At 69.1% G+C, this 15,817-nt stretch carries 12 protein-coding genes; 4 read left to right on the plus strand and 8 right to left on the minus strand.

What is annotated here, in order from left to right:
• Positions 1-53 precede the first annotated feature (53 nt).
• From ABOZ73_RS03425 to ABOZ73_RS03435, 3 genes are all read right to left on the minus strand, one after another.
• Entirely contained in the window at positions 54-2,096 is a 2,043-nt protein-coding gene (locus ABOZ73_RS03425) for a prolyl oligopeptidase family serine peptidase (protein ID WP_369060728.1), read from the minus strand.
• 410 nt (positions 2,097-2,506) lie between these two features.
• Positions 2,507-4,174 carry a sensor histidine kinase gene (locus tag ABOZ73_RS03430; protein WP_369060730.1) on the minus strand — a complete coding sequence of 556 codons (1,668 nt, stop codon included), beginning with the start codon at positions 4,172-4,174 and terminating at the stop codon, positions 2,507-2,509.
• Between the two features lie 66 nt (positions 4,175-4,240).
• Positions 4,241-6,517 carry an NADP-dependent malic enzyme gene (locus ABOZ73_RS03435; protein ID WP_369060731.1) on the minus strand — a complete coding sequence of 759 codons (2,277 nt, stop codon included), beginning with the start codon at positions 6,515-6,517 and terminating at the stop codon, positions 4,241-4,243.
• 236 nt (positions 6,518-6,753) lie between these two features.
• Here ABOZ73_RS03435 and ABOZ73_RS03440 point away from each other — a divergent pair, with 236 nt between their 5' ends.
• Both ABOZ73_RS03440 and ABOZ73_RS03445 read left to right on the plus strand, forming a co-directional pair.
• Positions 6,754-7,977 (plus strand): parallel beta-helix domain-containing protein, encoded by a 1,224-nt coding sequence (locus ABOZ73_RS03440; protein ID WP_369060733.1) that lies wholly within the window; start codon positions 6,754-6,756, stop codon positions 7,975-7,977.
• On the plus strand, positions 7,974-9,095 hold the full coding sequence (locus ABOZ73_RS03445) for an SO2930 family diheme c-type cytochrome (RefSeq protein ID WP_369060735.1): 1,122 nt from the start codon (positions 7,974-7,976) through the stop codon (positions 9,093-9,095). The genes ABOZ73_RS03440 and ABOZ73_RS03445 overlap by 4 nt, the downstream gene beginning before the upstream one ends.
• A gap of 129 nt (positions 9,096-9,224) precedes the next feature.
• Here the strand turns inward: ABOZ73_RS03445 and ABOZ73_RS03450 are convergent, their stop codons facing one another.
• Genes ABOZ73_RS03450 through ABOZ73_RS03470 form a run of 5 tightly spaced genes read right to left on the minus strand, consistent with a single transcriptional unit; the run spans position 9,225 to position 14,207 of the window.
• Positions 9,225-9,839, minus strand: coding sequence for a TetR/AcrR family transcriptional regulator (locus ABOZ73_RS03450; RefSeq protein ID WP_369060737.1), 615 nt, complete (start codon positions 9,837-9,839; stop codon positions 9,225-9,227).
• Between the two features lie 6 nt (positions 9,840-9,845).
• Positions 9,846-11,501, minus strand: a complete 1,656-nt coding sequence (locus tag ABOZ73_RS03455) for a M28 family peptidase (protein ID WP_369060738.1) — start codon at positions 11,499-11,501, stop codon at positions 9,846-9,848.
• Between the two features lie 56 nt (positions 11,502-11,557).
• On the minus strand, positions 11,558-12,070 hold the full coding sequence (locus ABOZ73_RS03460) for a lipocalin family protein (protein ID WP_369060740.1): 513 nt from the start codon (positions 12,068-12,070) through the stop codon (positions 11,558-11,560).
• Entirely contained in the window at positions 12,067-12,849 is a 783-nt protein-coding gene (locus ABOZ73_RS03465; protein ID WP_369060742.1) for a DUF1365 domain-containing protein, read from the minus strand. Before ABOZ73_RS03465 ends, ABOZ73_RS03460 begins: the two co-directional genes overlap by 4 nt.
• Complete coding sequence (locus tag ABOZ73_RS03470; RefSeq protein ID WP_369060744.1) at positions 12,849-14,207, minus strand: NAD(P)/FAD-dependent oxidoreductase; 1,359 nt, start codon at positions 14,205-14,207, stop codon at positions 12,849-12,851. The genes ABOZ73_RS03465 and ABOZ73_RS03470 overlap by 1 nt, the downstream gene beginning before the upstream one ends.
• Before the next feature lie 130 nt (positions 14,208-14,337).
• Here ABOZ73_RS03470 and ABOZ73_RS03475 point away from each other — a divergent pair, with 130 nt between their 5' ends.
• On the plus strand, positions 14,338-15,354 hold the full coding sequence (locus ABOZ73_RS03475) for a cyclopropane-fatty-acyl-phospholipid synthase family protein (RefSeq protein WP_369060746.1): 1,017 nt from the start codon (positions 14,338-14,340) through the stop codon (positions 15,352-15,354).
• A gap of 11 nt (positions 15,355-15,365) precedes the next feature.
• Positions 15,366-15,770: a DUF2177 family protein gene (locus ABOZ73_RS03480; protein WP_369060747.1), complete on the plus strand. Its 405-nt coding sequence runs from the start codon at positions 15,366-15,368 to the stop codon at positions 15,768-15,770.
• The last annotated feature ends 47 nt before the right edge of the window (positions 15,771-15,817 follow it).

The raw sequence follows: 15,817 nt of genomic DNA on the forward strand, positions 1-15,817 counted from the left end.
AAAAGGGCGGCGAGCCGAAAGCTCGCCGCCCTTCGTCGTATCTGGCGCCGCGCCTAGTTCTTGGCGCGGTAGCGGTCGAACCAGGCCAGGATGGCGTTGGTCTTGGCCGCCGACTGCGACGGACGGGCCGCGAAGCTGCCGTGACCGGCGCCTGGCACCTTGACCAGGGTGGTCGGCACCTTCCGGATCTGCAGGGCGGTATAGTACTGCTCGGCCTCGCTCACCGGGGTGCGCATATCCTGCTCGCCGACCACGACCATGGTCGGGGTGGTGACGTTGCCCACCAGCGAAAGCGGCGAGCGCTTCCAGTAACCTTCCGGATCTTCCCACGGCATCTTGCCGAACCAGTACTTGGACTGGGTCACGGCGCCGTCGCTGGTCAGGATCTGGCTGGACCAGTTGATCACCGGCTTCTGCACGGCCGCGGCCTTGAAGCGGTTGGTCTTGCCGATGATCCAGGCGGTCAGCACGCCGCCGCCCGAGCCGCCGGTGACGAACAGGTTGTCCGGATCGACGAAGCCCTTGGCGATGGCCGCGTCCACCGCGCTGATCAGGTCGTCATAGTCCTGGCTCGGATAGTTGTGGTGGATCAGGTTGGCGAACTCCTCGCCATACGACGTCGAGCCGCGCGGATTGGTGTAGAGCACCACATAGCCGGCGGCGGCGTAGAGCTGCACGTCGGTGGCGAAGGCCGGGCCATAGGCCGAGAACGGCCCGCCGTGGATCTCCAGGATCAGCGGGTACTTCTTGGTCGGGTCGAAGTTCGGCGGGGTGGCGATCCAGGCGCCGACCGGACGCTGGTCGAAGGACGACTTCACGGCCAGGGGCTCGACCTTGGCCAGCGCCTTGCCCGTGAACAGGCTCTGGTTCAGGCGGGTCAGCTGGCGGGCCTTGCCGCCCTGCACCACGGCGATGTCCGACGGCTGGGTCGGCGTGCCCACGGTGACGGCGATGGCGCCGTTGTCGGCGACGCTGAACGCCCCGCCGCTGTACGGACGATCCATGCCCTCGCCGGTCAGGCCGGTGGCGACCGTCGAGAAGCGGCCGTCCAGGGTGACGCGGCCGACCTTGGTCATGCCCTCGTCGTCATAGTCGACATAGACGCTCTTGCCATCCGCCGCCCACTGGGGCGAGCCGACGCTGCGGTCGAGCGAGCCGGTCAGCACGCGGCTGTTCGAGCCGTCGGCGTTCATCACGTAGAGCCGGCGGTTGTGATAGCCCATCAGCTTGTCGTCATAGCCGGTGTAGGCGATCAGCTTGCCGTCCGGCGACACGGTCGGCTCGTCGTCCGGGCCATTGCGGTTGGTCAGGGCGGTCAGCCTGCCGTCGATGGCCGACAGCTTGTAGACCTCCGAATTGCCGTTGCGCCGCCAGTCGTCCCCGCGACGCGCGCTGAGGAAGATCGAGCGGCCGTCCGGCGTCCACGACAGCGGGCTGCGGTCGTCGAACTCGCCGAAGGTCAGCTGGCGCGGCGCGCCGCCGTCGGCCGAGACGGTGAACACGTGGGTGAAGCCGGTGCGCAGGACGCCCTGGCCGTCGGCCTTGTAGTTGATCTCGGTCGTCACCTTCAGCGGCTCGGCCCACTGGGCGCCTTCCGGCTTGGCCAGCGGCGCGCCAAGCTTCGGCGCGTCCGACGGCACGAACATCGAGAAGGCGATGGCCTGGCCGTCCGGCGACCACGAGATGGAGCCCGGCGACTGCGGCAGGGAGGCGACGCGCACCGCCTCGCCCGTGCCCATCCAGCGGACGAACAGCTGCGGACGGCCTTCCTCGGTCGAGACATAGGCCAGACGCTTGCCGTCCGGCGACCAGCGCGGGCTGCCGTAGGAGCCGGCCCCGGCCACCAGCGGGCTGTGCGCGCCGCTGGCCACGTCAATGGTCCAGATCGCCCGTTTCGCGCGGTCGGTCATGATGTCGTAGCTGTTGCGGACATAGGCGACGGTCTTGCCGTCGGCGCTGATCTGCGGATCGCCCGCATATTCGAGGCCGAAGATGTCCTGCGGCTGGAAGATCCTGGACGGCGCTTCCGCCGGCGCGGCGACAGCCGGTGACACGGTGGCCAAAAGCAGCAAGGCCGCGAGCGATGCACGACGCATTAGAGGGTACTCTCCCTGGGTGAACAGGGGGCGGAGACTAGATCGTATACGGAGCTTGTGGAGTCGGTTTGCGACGGCCCGGTGAATAAAAACGCGGATCGGGGAGTCGCCGCCGTTGCTTGGCGCCAAATCCACCCCCCCACCGCCTTTCCCCCTTGTGGCGAGGATCCCTGCGTCCGCCGGCATTGAGAAAGACGTTCGGGCTCCGCGGCGGCTGAACCAGGGCCCCTCGCCACAAGGGCGAGGGAGGCGAAAATGGGGCTCTCAATTCAGCCCCCCGCAGTGGCTGGCTCAGCCTCGTGTCTCCCAACATGGAGACATCGACGTGTTTGACCTCAACGCTATGGACCTCAACGACTGGCTCAGGATCGCCGGGATCGTCATCCGCCTGACCAAGCTCTGCTTAGAGATCAGCCGACCGACACCCGGTCCGACAGCGGCAGCATCATCACCCGCTCCAGCCCCTGGGGCCGGTAGTCGGCGAAGGTTTCGCCGCCGAATTCCCGCAGGATGCTGGACTCGATCAGCCGCGAGCCAAACCCTGTGCCGGAGGGCTTCTCGACCTGCGGGCCGCCCCGCTCGCGCCACAGGATCTTCAGCCGCTCGCCCTCGACCGACCAGCGAACGTCCACCAGGCCGCCATGCGTGCTCAGCGCGCCGTACTTGGCGGCGTTGGTGGCCAGTTCGTGGAACACCATGCTGAGGGTCACCGCCGCGTTGGGCGCCAGGTGGATCTTGGGCCCCTCTCCCCGGGCGCGGGCGCCGTAGGGCTCAAGCGTCTGGTGGACCACGTCCTCCAGCTCGCCGTTCTCCCACACCCGCCGGGTCAGCAGGTCGTGGGCGCGCGACAGCGCCGCGAGGCGGTCGGCGAAGGCGTCGAACAGGGCCCGGTCGTGCTTTCGGCCCAGGCTCTGCCAAGCCAGGGACTGAACCGTCGCCAAGGTGTTCTTCACCCGGTGGTTCAGCTCGTTGATCATCAACTGCTGGCGGCTGTCGGCGGCCTGCCGCTCGGTCTCGCGCTCGGCCAGGGCCTGGGACACCTCGCGCAGGGCCCCGCGCACCTCGGCGGTCTCGAACAGGTCGCGGGGCCGCTCCTGGACCACGCCGCCCTGCCCGATGGCGGCGGCGTCGCTCATCAGGCTGACCACCTCGCGGGAGATGCGGCGCGACACCATCACCGCCGACAGGATGCCCAGGGCCAGCAGCGTCAGGAACGCGGCCGACAGCAGGGCCAGCGAACGGAAGATCACCACCTCCAGCTCCGACCGCGGCACACCGACGATGAAGGTCCAGCCATAAGTCTGCGACCGCGCGAAACTCGACAGGGTCGGGGTGCCGTCCAGCGTTCGGCTGTGGATGACGCCCTGCTCGGCTTTGCCCATCGCCGCCCGCATGTCGCGGCTGGCGCGGCGGCCGAGATACTTGTCCACGTCCTTGGAGCGCGCCACCACCGCCGCCTGGCGGTCGACGATCGTCCCGGTCCAGCCGGCCGGCAGATCCTGGGCGCTGAAGATCGACTGGAAAGCCCGCGGCTCCTGGATGTAGCCGAGGGCGTAGAGCTTGCCCTCCACCCGGACTGGCATGGCGATGACGATGATCGGCCGGTCGGCCACCGGCCCGATATAGAGGTTGGACACCAGCGTCCGGCCAGACTGCAGCGCCGGCAGGCCGCGCTCCGGTATGCCGGTCATCGGCAGCGGCGCGCCCGGCGTCGCCAGGGTGTTGATCAGTTGCTTCTGCTCGTCGAGCAGGACGATCCAGCCGTCGTGCTGGGCCGTGGCGGCCCGCGCCTGCCGTTCGAACGCCTGGAAGTCGCCCTCGGCCAGGGCCGGCGACACCGCCAGCGCCTGCAAGGTCGCCGTGCCCTGGGTGATCTGACGATCCGTCGCCACCGCCAGGGCGCGGGTCATGGCCACCAACTGCTCTTCGAAGCGCCGGCGGCTGTTGTCGTATTCGGTCTGGACCAGCAGGCCCATGAAGATCAGGGCGGGCGCGATCAGGCTGACCGCCATCAACAGCAGACGGCGCCTCACGGTGGGCGCCTGCTTGATCTTGGTCTTACGCACGTACTCGGTCACATCCCTACCCCGACCCAAGGGCCGCGTGCAGGCACGCACGCCCGCACGCTCGGGTCAAGGCAAAGGTCAGACCTTTGCCTGATCCTGGACCTGGGCGACCACCAGGGCGGTCATGTTGACCACCCCCCGCGCCGTGACGCTGGGCACCAGCGCATGCAGCGGCTTGGACAGGCCCAGCATCAGCGGGCCGACGATCTGGCTTTCGGTCGCCGCGCTCAACAGGGTCAGGGCGATGTTCGCCGCGTCCAGGCTGGGCATGATCAGCAGGTTGGCCGAACCGGTCAGCGGGCTGCCGGTGACGAAACGCCCGCGCAGGGCCTCGCTCAGGGCCGCGTCGGCGTGCATCTCGCCGTCCACTTCCAGGTCCGGCGCGCGGTCGCGGATCAGGCCGAGGGCCTGGCGCATCTTGCGGGCGGTGGGCGAATTGGACGCCCCGAAGCTGGAGTGCGACAGCAGGGCCGCCTTGGGCGTCAAGCCGAAGCGGCGCACCGCCTCCGCCGACAGCAGGGTCAATTCCGCGATCTGCTCGGCGGTCGGGTCCACGTTCACATGGGTGTCGGTCAGGAACAGCGTGCCGCTGTTCAGGATGATCGCCGACAGGGCCGAGATGCGGTCCACGCCCTTGCGCGCCGGCACGATGGGCAAGGCGTAGGTGACGTGCTTCCACCAGTCGCCGGCCCCGCCCACCAGGGCGGCGTCGACCAGACCGGCCTTCAGCAGCATGGCGGCGGCCACGGTCGGGCGGGTGGCGACGCGGCGGGCGGCGGCCAGCGGCGGCACGCCCTTGCGCGCGATCAGAGCCTGATAGTCGGCCACAAGCGGATCGAACACGTCGCGGTCGGCGCTGGGGTCGAACACCTCGACGTCCTTGCCGATCTTGAAGCGCAGGCCCAGCGAGCGGGTGGTGTTCTCGATCACCTCGCGGCGGCCGATCAGCACCGGGCGGGCCAGGCCCTCGTCCAGCACCGCCTGCACGGCGCGCAGGACGCGTTCGTCCTCGCCCTCGGCATAGGCCACGCGGGCCGGCGACTTGCGGGCGCGGTCGAACACCGGGCGCATCAGCTGGCCGGAGCGATAGACGAACTGCTCCAGCTCGCTGCGATAGGCGTCGAAGTCCTCGATGGCGCGCGTGGCGACGCCGCTGTCCATGGCGGCCCGGGCCACGGCGGGCGCGACCTCCAGGATCAGGCGCGGATCGAAGGGCTTGGGGATGATGTAGTCGGAGCCGAACACCGGGGCCGAGCCATAGGCGCCGGCCACCACTTCGCTGGCCTCGACGCGGGCGAGCGAGGCGATCGCCTCCACCGCCGCGGCCTTCATCGCCTCGTTGATCTCGGTGGCGCCGACATCCAGCGCGCCGCGGAAGATGAAGGGGAAGCACAGGACATTGTTGACCTGGTTCGGATAGTCCGACCGCCCCGTGGCCATGATCGCGTCGGGGCGCGCCTCGGCCACCAGTTCCGGCAGGATTTCCGGCTCCGGATTGGCCATGGCCAGGATCAGCGGCTTGTCCGCCAGGAGCGGCAGCCATTCCGGCTTGAACACGCGCGGCGCCGACAGGCCCAGGAACACGTCCGCCCCGCTGATCACCTCGCCCAGGGTGCGGGCGTCGGTCTTGCGGGCGTAGCGCGCCATGTTCGACGGCATGTCGGCCTGGCGGCCCTCATAGACCACGCCGTCGATGTCGGTCAGGGTCACGTTCTGCGCCGGCAGGCCCATGGCCACCAGCAGGTCCACGCAGGCCAGGGCCGCGGCGCCCGCGCCCGAGGTGACCAGCTTGATCGACTGCAGGTCCTTGCCCTGCAGGACCAGGGCGTTGCGGACGGCGGCGGCGCAGACGATGGCGGTGCCGTGCTGGTCGTCGTGGAAGACCGGGATCTTCATCCGCTCGCGCAGGCGGCGCTCGATCTCGAAGCACTCCGGCGCCTTGATGTCTTCCAGGTTGATGCCGCCGAAGGTCGGCTCCAGCGCCGCCACCACCTCGACGAACAGGTCCGGGTCGTTGGCGTCCACTTCCAGGTCGAACACGTCGATGCCGGCGAACTTCTGGAACAGGACGGCCTTGCCCTCCATCACCGGCTTGCCGGCCAGCGGGCCGATGTTGCCCAGGCCCAGGACCGCCGTGCCGTTGGAGATCACCGCCACCAGATTGCCCCGCGCGGTGTAGTCGCGCGCCGTGTCCGGATCAGCGACGATCGCCTCGCACGCGGCGGCCACGCCCGGGGAATAGGCCAGCGCCAGGTCGTGCTGAGTCGCCATGCGCTTGGTCGGCTCGACCCTCAGCTTCCCCGGTCGCGGAAGGCGGTGATAGTCGAGTGCGGCCTTGCGGAAATCGTCTTTCATCGTCGCCCTGTCTGGCTGCGCGGTTTCTTTTCGACCGGTCTGCGCCGGCTGTGGGGGTTCCATCGCCGCCCGGCGCCGTCGGGGCAACCCCTTTTCCCCGGCGGGCCCATGAAAACCCGAGTTGGCGGCTTCTTCGCCACCCGCCCATTGCGCTTCGATAATTATTGCTATCCCATGCCACGGGTACGCGCGGCCTCGACGCCGGCGACGAAATAAGAGCCGTGGGAGGCAGGGTCATGAGGAAGCTGATGGTGGCGGTCAGCCTGTGGGCGATCGCCGGCGCCGCCAATGCGGCGGTCATCAAGGTCACGCCGGACGGCGACAGCCAGGAAAAGGTCCAGACCGCCCTGCTCGACGCCAAGCCAGGCGACGTGGTCGAACTGGCCGCGGGCAAGTTCGTGTTCACAGACGGCCTGTCCCTGGACATCGATAATGTCACGGTGCGCGGCGCCGGGCCGGACAAGACCATCCTGTCCTTCGCCGGCCAGAAGGGCGCGGGCGAAGGCCTGCTGATCACCTCCGACAAGGTCACGATCCGCGACCTGGCGGTCGAGGACAGCAAGGGCGACGGGCTGAAGGCCAAGGACGTCGACCAGATCAGCTTCCTCAATGTCCGCGTCGAATGGACCGGCGGGCCAAAGGAAAGCAACGGCGCCTACGGCGTCTATCCGGTCAGCTCCACCAACGTCCTGGTCGACCGCGCCGTGGTGCGCGGGGCCTCCGACGCCGGCATCTATGTGGGCCAGTCCAAGAACATCATCGTCAAGAACAGCACGGCGGAGATGAACGTCGCCGGCATCGAGATCGAGAACTGCTGGAACGCCGACGTCTTCGACAACCTGGCCACCCGCAACACCGGCGGCATCCTGGTCTTCGACATGCCCAGCCTGCCGCAGAAGGACGGCCATTCGGTCCGCGTCTTCCGCAACAGGGTGGTCAAGAACGACGTCGCCAACTTCGCGCCCAAGGGCAACATCGTCGCCTCGGTCCCCACGGGCACTGGCGTGATGGTCATGGCGAACCGGAATGTCCACGTTTTCGGCAACGAGATCGACGAGAACCAGACCGCCGCAGTCATGCTGGTGGCGTTCCAGAAGGAGTACGACGACGCCGACTACAATCCCCTCCCCCGCGAGGTGGTGGTGCGGGACAACAAGATCGGCAAGAACGGCTTTGCGCCCCAGTTCCCCGGCGGCGCTGAGCTGGCTCAAGCCGTCGGCGGCGTGATCCCGCCGATCCTGTGGGACGGGGTGACCACCTACGCCAAGGGCGCGCAGAAGATCTCCATCCCCGCAAAGATGCGCCTGACTGACGGGCCGGTGCTGAACCTCAACCTCGCCGCTCCGGCGGCCATGGACACCGCCAAGCCGGGCGTCGAGCCGACGATCCAGGCCGGCGGCGCCATCGCCGAGCCGGCGGCGGTCGTCCTGCCGGCGGAACAGGCCAAGCTCGCCTCGTGAGCCTGGTTCGCGCCTTCGCGATCGCCGCCGTCGGCCTTGCGGCCCTGACGGCGGCGAGCCCGTCCGCCCCGGTCGCCGCCGACCTGCTGCTGGCCCAGACGCCGGCGCAGACCCTTGATGCGTATGGGCTTTTCACCGACGCGGGGGCGCGGCGTCCGGCGGCGCGGGTCGTGCCCTATGACCTGAACACCCCGCTGTTCAGCGACTATGCCGAGAAGTTCCGTTACGTCTTCGTCCCGCCCGGCCAGAAGGTCCGCTATGCGGCCGAGGGCGCGCTGGAGTTCCCGGTCGGCACGGCGCTGATCAAGACGTTCGCCTACCCGGCCGACTTCCGTCGCCCAAATGACAACATCCGCTTCGTCGAGACCCGCCTGCTGATCCGCAAGGCCGACGGCTGGTTCGCCCAGACCTATGTCTGGAACGCCGAGCAGACCAAGGCGACGCTGAAGCGCGCGGGCGCCCGCATGGACGTGTCCTTCATCGACGCCGCGGGCAAGACCGAGACGATCAACTACGCCGTGCCCAACACCAATCAGTGCAAGGAGTGCCATTCGCTCGACGGCGAGATCGCGCCGATCGGCCCGAAGGCGCGGAATCTCAACGGAGAATTCGACTACAGATCCAGGAGTGACTTCAGCGACTTAAGACGCGACTTCGGCGACGTCGGAGACAAGGCGAACCAGATCGCCCTGTGGACCCGGATCGGCCTGCTGGAGGGCGCGCCGGCCCCGGCCGCCATTCCCGCCACCGCCCGCTGGGATGACCCCAAGGCGCCGCTGGAGGCGCGGGCGCGCGCCTATCTCGACGCCAACTGCGCGCATTGCCACAACCCACGCGGCATGGCCTCCAACAGCGGGCTTTTCCTGAACCTGGAGGAGAAGCGCGCCAACCACCTGGGGATCGGCAAGAACCCGGTGGCCGCCGGACGCGGCGCGGGCGGACTAGCGGTGTCGATCCGGCCCGGCGACCCGGACGCCTCGATCCTGGCCTATCGCATGGCGTCCAGGGAGCCGGGCGTGATGATGCCGGAGCTCGGCCGCAGCGTCACCCACCGCGAGGGGGTGGAGCTGGTGCGGGCCTACATCGCGGGGATGAGGCCACCCCCTCCTGCCCCGTAGCGAAGCGTGCGGGGGAGGTGGATCGGCGCGTCAGCGACGAGACGGAGGGGGCGCTAACTGAAATTCAGCAGAGCGCCCCCTCCACCACTTCGTGGTCCCCCTCCCCCGCAAGCGGGGCAGGAGAAGAGCCTAATCCTCGAACACCCGGCGCAGCCAGCGCGCGGCTTCGGCCACGGCGGCTTCGGGCGGGATGCGGTCTTCCTCGGCCATCATCTCTTCCAGGCTGAAGCCGAACTCGACGGACAGGCGCACCCGCCGCCAGATCACGTCGCGCGGCAGATGCGGCAGGAGGGGCGCATAGACCTCGGTCATGCGGTCGCTGACGATGCGGTGGGACTCCAGCCGCACATGGGCCAGCTGCGGCACCGCACGCAGGGCGCGCAGGGTCCAGATCGCGCCGGGCTCGCTGGCGTTGACCTCGGCGTTGGCGACGATCAGCTCCTCGACCGCGCCGGACACCGCTTCCCAGCCGTTGGGGCCGTGGCGGTCCAGCCAGGCGAACAGCACCGCGTTCTGGCGCGACATCAGCCGGGCGCCCAGCGCCTCCAGCACGCCGTACTTGTCCTTGAAATAGCGATACAGCGCCGGCGGGGTCATGCCCGCCCGCGCGCAGATCATGTTGGTGGAGATCCGCTCGATCCCCACCTCGCCCAACAATTCGCCCGCCACATCCAGCAAGCGCTCATAGGTCTGGCGCGCCCGCTCCTGCTGCGGAACCTGCCTTAGCCCCTCCACCCCTGGCATGAGCTCTTACTTTCGTGCGGCCGCGGACTGGGCGCGGATCGGCTTGAATTCCGATCCCTCGTTCCAGTCGGGCCAGCGGTTGGAGTTGGCGACTTCCTTGCCCATCTCGAACAGCAGCTGGGCGTCCTGGGCCGCGCCCCGGAAGTCCATGTTCGGGCTCCAGGCGTCGCAGGTCTGGTGGTAGCACTTGGCCGTATAATCAGCGACCCAGGCGTCGCCGGCGGCGCGGCCGCCCTCGATCAGGTCATGGCCGCCGCCCAGCCCCATCAGCAGCAGCACCGGCACGCCGCGGCGGGCGAGCGAGAAGTGGTCGGCGCGATAGAACAGCGCCCGTTCCGGCTTGGCGTCCGGCGTCACCACGCGGTTCTGGCGCGCGGCGGCCTTGGCGAGGTCGGCTTCCAGTTCGTTCTGGCCATAGCCGATCAGCACCACGTCCTTGGCCGGGCCGGCGGTCTGAAGCACGTCCATGGTGTAGTTGGCGGCCGTCAGCTCGAGCGGCAGGGTCGGATGCGCGCCGTAGTATTCGCTGCCCAGAAGGCCGCGCTCCTCGGCGGTCCAGGCGGCGAACATCACCGTGCGCTCCGGGGCGGGGCCGGCCTTGAACAGGCGGGCGATCTCGATCATCCCGGCCAGGCCGATGGCGTCGTCCAGGGCGCCGGGACGGATGGTCTTGCCGTCGGCCGAGGCCGGACCGATGCCGTAGGCGTCCCAGTGGCCGGCGTACATGATCAACTCGTTGGGGCGCTTGGCGCCGGTGATCTTGCCCAGCACGTTCTCGCTGGCGACCTGCTCGTGCTTCAGGGCGTAGTCGGCGGAGAAGGTCGCGTCCTTCAGTTCGACCGGGCGGAAGTCGTTGCGCCGCGCGGCGATCTTCAGCGCTTCCAGATCCTGGCCCGAACGCTTCAGCAGGTCGGCGCCCGCCTCGCGGCTCAGCCAGGCCTGCAGCAGCACCTTGTCCTTGGCCGGATCGGCGCGGACGACGTCGAAGCCCTCGCCGTTGTTGGCGGCCGCCGTGGTCCAGCCGTAACCGGCGCCCGGCGTCTCGTGGATGATGATCGAGGCGATGGCCCCGCGACGCGCGGCTTCTTCGTGCTTGTAGCTCCAGCGGGCGTAGTAGGTCGCCGCTTGGCCGCCGAACTTGCCGATCGGGTCCTCGCCGGCCTTGGCCTCGAAGTCTGGGTCGTTGATCAGGAAGACCGCGACCTTCCCCTTCAGATCGACGCCCTTGTAGTCGTCCCAGCCGCGTTCCGGCGCGGAGACGCCATAGCCCACGAAGACCAGCGGCGCCTTGGCGATGGCCACATGATCCGTCGGACGCAGGGACAGGATGCTGATCTCCTCGCCCTGGCGCAGGGGCACGGCATGGCCGCCGACCGAGAAGGACATGGCCGCGTCCTTGGGGACGAAGGTGTGCAGCAGGGCCACGGGCTGGGTCCAGCCGCCCTTTTCGCCGGCCGGCTCCATGCCCGCGGCTTTGAACTGGGCGATCAGGTAGTCGATGGTCGGCTTCTCGCCAGGGCCGCCCGGCGCACGGCCCATGAAGGCGTCCGACGACATGGCCTTGGTGATCTCCGACATCCGGGCGGGATCGACCGTCTGCGCCTGCGCCAGACCTCCGAACAGAACGGCGGCGGTGGTGAGGGCGAGGGTGCGCAGACGCATGGTGAAGAACTCTCCGAAGACTCAGGGGCGACCCTAGGCCTGCCGCGAGCCCAACGCTAGCGGCCCACGATCAGCAGTTGATTCTTCACGAAGCCCAGGCTGCGCATCCGGCCGATCAGGGCCTGGACTTGCCCGTCCGGCATGGACGGCTGGCGCGACAGCAGGGCGACGAACTCTCCATCCGAGGTGCTGGCGATCATCCAGCCATAGTCGTCCGACCGGTCGATGACCCAGTACTTGCGCCGCAGCAGGCCGCCAAAGAAGCTGGCCTCGAACTTGGCGTTCGTCCCCGGATCCAGCACGCGGGCCCGCGTCTCGACCGACCGCAGCGGGCCCGTGGACGATCCCTTGCGGCAGGTCTGGGCGATGTCGAAGGTTCCGTCCGAGCGCTGCGACCACAGCTGGCTGGCGGCGTGGCAGTTCTTCTGACCGTCGTTGGGCGTGCGGACGATCTCGTACCAGCGGCCCATGAAGCGGTCGATCTCGATGGATTTACGCGGCTCCGGCGCCGCGGCCAGGGCGACGCTCGGCAACGCCATGGCGACTAACAGGGCGGCAAGCGTCCTCATGCCGGGCCACCCGGTTCGCCGATCGTCACGGCGTGCGGCGGCAGGGGCGGACGGTGGCGGAAGCCCACGCCCTTGCGCCAGATCTTCAGCGCCTCCCAATGGATGCCGGCCATCACCTTGAAGGTCAGCAGCGGGTGGCTGAGCCAGGCGCGCAGAAGCTGGCCGTCGGTCAGCGGCCGCCGCCGGCCCGCGAACGACGCGGTCAGCATCGGCCCCTGCCCGTCCGAGACGGTGATCGCCACGCTGGTCTTGTCGCCCGGCGGCTGGACGGTGAAGGCGTAGGCCAGGTCCATGTCCATGAACGGCGAGACGTAGAAGCGCTTGGGCGCGCTTTGGCGCACCGTGTCCCCGCCCTGTTCCGGCGTCGCGATCAGATAGTTGTGCCGCTCCCCGAAGGTGTTGCTGACCTCGTACAGGATCGCCGCCAGCGCCCCGTTCGACCGATGACAGAAGTACAGGCTCAGCGGATTGAAGCCGTAGCCGAGGATGCGCGGCATGGTCAGCAGGCGGATCGCGCCGCCCGCCTCGATCCCCGCCTCGGCCAGCCGCGCCTCGACCTGACCGCGCAGGGGCCGGCCGCTGCGGTCGCCATAGTCGGCGGCGTTGAAGCTCATCAGACCCAGCCGCCCGCGCGCCAGCAGTCTCAGCCGGGCCAGCACGCCGTCGATCGCATCGAGGTCCAGCAGCAGCATGAACACGCGATATCGCAGGACATGCTCGCGCGGCCGTACCCGCCAGTGCCGAACCTCTCCGACATAGAGCGCCGAGGCTTCGTCCATCAGACCGCCTCGACAGCCTCGACCGGCGCGGGATCGGCCAGGAAGATGCGGCCGCTTTCGTCCGCGACCTCCCACGGGCGGCGCACGCCGCCCAGTTGCTCGGCCACCGCCAGCCCGGCCTGCAAGCCGTCCTCGTGGAAGCCGGAGCCGAAATAGGCGCCGCAGAACCAGGTCCGCCGCGCCCCCTGCAACGGCCACAGCTGCTTCTGCGCGGCCATGGACCGGGCGTCGTAGTGCGGGTGGTCGTAATGCTCAGTGCGGATCACCGTGGCGGGGTCCGGCGCCTTGTGCGGGTTCAGGGTCAGGAACAGCGGCGTCGACCGGCGCAGGCCCTGCAGCTTGTTCATCCAGTAGGTCACCGAACCCGACGCCGGGTCGGCCCGCCAGCCGATGTGGTTCCAGCTGGCCCAGGCCAGCCGGCGTCGCGGCATCAGGCTGCGGTCGCCGTGCAGCACCGCGACATTGGGCGTGTAGCGGAACGCCCCCAGGATCGCCTGCTCCTCCGCCGACGGGTCCTCCAGCATCCGCAGGGCCTGGGGCGCGTGGGCGCCGATCACCACGTGATCGAAGGCCTGCGTCTGGCCATGGACGTCGCGCACCAGCACGCCGTCGGCCGTGCGCCGGACGGAGGCGACGCCGCAACCGGTGCGGATCTCGCCCCGGAAGGTCTCGGCCAGACGCGCGACATAGGCGCGGCTGCCGCCGCTGACCGTCCGCCAGGTCCGCCGCCCCAGGAAGCGCAGCAGGTCGTGGTTGTGGAAGAAGCGGATGAAGGCCGCCGCCGGATGCTCGCGCACCCCGGCCACGGTCGCCGACCAGATGGCCGCCGCCATGGGCAGCAGGTGATCCTCCTGCACCGCCGCGCAGTAGCCGCGCGCATGCAGGTATTCGCCCAGCGAGATGACCGGATCGAGCGTCGGCAGCTCTTCCGGCGCCGTGCGGTAGAAGCGGTTCAGGTCGCGCAGCATGGCCCAGAACCGGGGCCGCACCAGGCTGCTGGGCCGGGCGAACAGCGAGGCCAGGTTGTGGCTGCCGTACTCGATCTCGCCATCGTCCAGCGACACCGCCAGAGACATGTCGGCATGCTTGGTCGGCACGTTCAGGTGCGCGAACAACGCCGTCAGGTTGGGATAGTTGACCTCGTTATAGACGATGAAGCCGGTGTCGACCGCCGTGGCCTCGCCGCCGGGTTGGGGGGCGTCGACCGTGTTGGCGTGACCGCCCAGGCGGTCGGCGGCCTCATAGATCGTCACCTCGTGCCGCGACCCCAGCAGCCAGGCCGCCGACAGGCCGGACACGCCCGCCCCGATCACGGCGATGCGAAGGGGGCGTTCAGGGGACGTAACGGCTGACGGCATGCTTCCTCCGAGGTGTCTGCGGGGACAGCTACGGGCCCGAAGGCGTCACGGATGCGCGGGCGCATCCAAATGTCGCGCGGCGCCGTAGCTGCTGCTGACCGCGCCCGTTGCAAGGAAGGACCGCCGACGCATGAACCTGATCAACGCCTTTCAGGACGCGCCCGCGCCTGACTTCGTCACCCGCCCCGCCATCGCCAGCCTGGTGGCCGGCGCGCGGCGCGGCCTGGCCCAGGAGCGCCGCCCCGACCTGGAGGCGCGGTTCGCCGCCGAGATGGCCCAACGCGCGGTGGCCGAGCACACGGACGCCGCCAACACCCAGCACTACGAACTGCCGCCCCGGTTCTTCGAATGCGTGCTGGGGCCGCGTCTGAAGTACTCGTCCTGCCTCTATCCCGAGGCCGCCTCCACCCTGGCCGAGGCGGAGGTGTTCGCCCTCGCCGCCGCGTGCAGCCACGCCGACCTGAAGGACGGCCAGCAGGTGCTGGAACTGGGCTGCGGCTGGGGTTCGCTGTCGCTGTGGATGGCCGAGCAGTACCCCGCCTCGCGCATCACCGCCGTGTCCAATTCCCGCCCCCAACGCGAGCACATCGAGGCCCAGGCGCAGGCGCGCGGCCTGACCAATCTGCGGGTCATCACCGCCGACATGAACGACTTTGACATCGCCGAATATTTCGACCGGATCGTCTCGGTGGAGATGTTCGAGCACATGGCCAACTGGCGCGCCCTGCTGACCCGGGCCAAGGGCTGGCTGGCGCCGGAGGGGCGGATGTTCATCCACGTCTTCACCCACGCCGACACGCCCTATCGCTTCGAGGTCAGCGACCGCAGCGACTTCATCGCCCAGCACTTCTTCACCGGCGGCGTGATGCCCAGCCATGGCCTGATCCGCCAGTTCCCCGACCTGTTCGAGGTCGAGGCCGAGTGGCGCTGGAGCGGCGAGCACTACGAGCGCACCGCCTATGACTGGCTGGCCAACATGGACGCGCACCGCGACGAGATCGCCGGGCTGATGCGCCAGGTCTATGGCCCGGACGCCAAGCTGTGGACGCGCCGCTGGCGGCGGTTCTTCATGGCCACCGCCGGCCTGTTCGGGGACAGCGGCGGAAACGTCTGGGGCGTCAGCCATTACCGATTGAAAGCCGCCTAGGGAGAACGCCCGTGCAGTACGTCTTCGCCTATCTGGGAGCCGGCGTCGGCTTCGTCGTGCTCGACGCCATCTGGCTGACCTTCTCCACGCCCCGGCTCTACAAGCCGATCCTCGGCGACCTGCTGGCGCAGAAGGTGTCGATGCCGCCGGCCGTCGCCTTCTATCTGATCTATCTGGCGGGGATCGTGCTGTTCGCCGTCGAGCCGGGACTGAAGGCCGGGTCAGCGACGCGGACAGCCCTGATGGGCGCGGCGCTGGGCTTCGTCGCCTACGCCACCTACGACCTGACCAACCAGGCGACGCTGAAGGTGTGGTCGTGGAAGATCACCGCCGCCGACCTGACCTGGGGCGTCGTCCTCACCTGCGGCTCGGCGCTGGCGGGTTACGCGGCGGCACGTTTCTCCGAACGCTTCTGACGGTTGCCAGCGGACGCGGGTCATGCGACGCCTTGGTCCTCCTAGGG

It is taken from the genome of Caulobacter sp. 73W (assembly GCF_041021955.1).
GTDB lineage: Bacteria > Pseudomonadota > Alphaproteobacteria > Caulobacterales > Caulobacteraceae > Caulobacter.